General features: G+C 73.5%; 3 protein-coding genes. 1 reads left to right on the top strand and 2 read right to left on the bottom strand.

Going from position 1 to position 2437, the window contains the following annotated elements; genetic code table 11:
• Positions 1-85: 85 nt before the first annotated feature.
• Entirely contained in the window at positions 86-874 is a 789-nt protein-coding gene (locus tag GTW67_RS05675; RefSeq protein WP_161163695.1) for a S1 family peptidase, read from the bottom strand.
• Between the two features lie 319 nt (positions 875-1193).
• Between GTW67_RS05675 and GTW67_RS05680 the strand changes: the two genes are divergently transcribed.
• Positions 1194-2030 carry an alpha/beta fold hydrolase gene (locus GTW67_RS05680; protein ID WP_161163696.1) on the top strand — a complete coding sequence of 279 codons (837 nt, stop codon included), beginning with the start codon at positions 1194-1196 and terminating at the stop codon, positions 2028-2030.
• 137 nt (positions 2031-2167) lie between these two features.
• Here the strand turns inward: GTW67_RS05680 and GTW67_RS05685 are convergent.
• Positions 2168-2437: helix-turn-helix domain-containing protein (locus GTW67_RS05685; RefSeq protein ID WP_161163697.1), on the bottom strand; the 270-nt coding region annotated here is incomplete at its 5' end.

A 2437-nucleotide genomic window follows, 5' to 3' on the forward strand; every position in this document is an offset into this window, starting at 1 on the left:
GGGGCGTTGCGGGCCGCTCGTGGAGGCCCGCAACGCCCCCCGGTCTTGCACCTGAGGGATGCTCAGGAGTCCTGCTGGGGCGGGGCTACGAGGTGACCTGCGCGGTCACCAGGTCCGAGAAGGTGGTCAGCCGGGAGTAGACCCCCGGGTAACCGGCTCGGGCGCAGCCCTCGCCCCAGGAAGTGATCCCTGCCAGGACGCCCCCTATGAGAAGGGGCCCGCCGCTGTCGCCCTGGCAGGTGTCCACACCGCCGGAGGTGTATCCGGCGCACACCATGTCGCTCGCGACGTAGTCGGAGCCGTAGGAGGTGCGGCAGCTGGAGTCGGACACGACCGGTACGGTCGCGGTCCGCAGCTGGTTGGAGGAGCTGCCGCTCTCCCGGGTCGTGCCCCAGCCGAGGACGCGGGCGGTGGTGCCGGCCGCGTAGACGGAGGTGTCCGAGGAGGAGACGTACTTCGCCGGCGTGTACGGCATCGACTTCGACAGCGTCAGCACGGCCACGTCGTCGCCGTTGGTGGCGTCGGTGTAGCCCGGGTTCACCCAGATCCTGCTGACCTGGGCGACCGTGCCGTTGGTGCCGTTGAGGTAGGTGCGCCCGCCGACGACGCGCACGCTGCGGGTGGTCTCGCCGACCATGCAGTGGGCGGCCGTGACCACCTTGGTGGGGGAGACGAGGGTGCCGCCGCAGAACTGGTTCTGCGAGGCGTCCGTGATCTGCATGACGAACGGGTACGCGCTGGTCGTCGTGGTGGTGCCGCCGACGATCGGCTGGGGGGCGGCGGAGGCGGAGGGGGCGGCCAGCAGCGCGGTCGCGGCGGCGGCGGTGGTGGCCAGGACGGCGGTGACCGATCTGGCGCGAGTGAGCCCGAACATGAGTCTCCTCAGGAACTGCCGGTGGGGGGTCGCGCGGGGTGGGGGGTGAGCACGGAGGTCTCGGGACCGGCCTCCGTGTGCCCGGGCGAGCGGCACGCCCTCACGCTAGAACCGGCGGCACCGGCCCCCCAATGAGGGAAGCCCCTAGGGGAGTTGGGCAGGGTTAACCCTCGGTCGGCCCCCGTCAAACCTCTTGCCGGACGCCCGGGCCCTGCCGCTCCTCGGACGTGCCGTCGGCCGTCCCGGTTCCCTTGACAGCCGTGGCTAACGGCATTAGCTTCTAGCTAACAACGTTAGCCAGTCGGAGCCGGGGGATGACATGACCGAGTACCTGTCCGTGGACGGCGGCACGATCGCCTACGAGGTGACGGGGTCCGGCCCGCTGATCGTGCTCGCCCACGGCATGGGCGACAGCCGCCACGCGTACCGCGCCGTGATCCCCGCCCTGGTGGCCGCGGGCCATCGCGTCGCCGCCGTCGATCTGCGCGGCTGCGGCGAGTCCAGCGTCGACTGGCCGGCCTGGAGCCGTACCGACATCGCCGGGGACCTCCTCGCCGTGATCCGGCACCTGGGCGGACCGGCGGTCCTCGTCGGCCACTCGGTCTCCGGCGGCGCCGCCACCATCGCCGCCGCGCGGGAACCCTCGCTGGTCACCGCCGTCGTCGAACTGGCGCCGTTCACCCGCAAGCAGTCGGTCCGCCTCGGCGACCTGCGCGTGAAGCGCTTCCGGCGGGGCATGCTGCGGCTGCTCGGCGCGGGGGTGCTCGGCAGCCTGCCGCTCTGGCGGTCGTACCTCGACGTGGCCTACCCCGGCGTCAGGCCGGCCGACTGGACCGAGCGGCTCGGCCGCATCGAGGCCCTGTTGCGCGAACCGGGCCGGATGAAGGCCATGCAGGCCATGGGCCGCAGCGCCCCCACCGACGCCGGCGCACGGCTCGCGGACGTCCGCTGCCCGGTCCTGGTCGTCATGGGCACCCACGACCCCGACTGGTCCGACCCACACGCCGAGGGCGCGGCGATCGTCGCCGCCCTGCCGCCGGGCCTCGGCCACCTCGCGATGATCGACGGCGCCGGCCATTACCCCCACGACCAGTACCCCGACCGGGTGACCACCCTGACCCTGGCCTTCGTCCAGGCGAACGCGCCCCGCGCGTGACCCTGCCGGCGGCGCGCCCACGTGTGAACCGGCTCCGCCGGGCCGTGTGGGTGTCGGCAGCTCGCCCTGGGCGGCCCCGTGGCCAGGGACCTGCCCGGCGGTCCCACGCCACCGGCGCCGATGCTCGCGGACGCGGCCTAGCTCTTGCGGCCCGCTGCCAGTCTGACGATGTCGACCCGGGACCGTATGCCGAGTTTGCGGTAGACCCGGGTGAGGGTCGCCTCGACCGTCTTCACGCTGACGAACAGCCTCGCGGCGATCTCCCGGTTGGTGGCGCCCTCCATGACGAGCGACGCCACCTGGCGCTCCATCGACGCCAGCCCCGCCAGACAGTCCGGAGCCGCGGCGTGCCGCACGGGGGCCGGTTCGGCCGCGGCCGCCCGCGCCGCGACCGCCGCCTCCACCTG

Source organism: Streptomyces sp. SID5910, assembly GCF_009862125.1.
GTDB lineage: Bacteria > Actinomycetota > Actinomycetes > Streptomycetales > Streptomycetaceae > Streptomyces.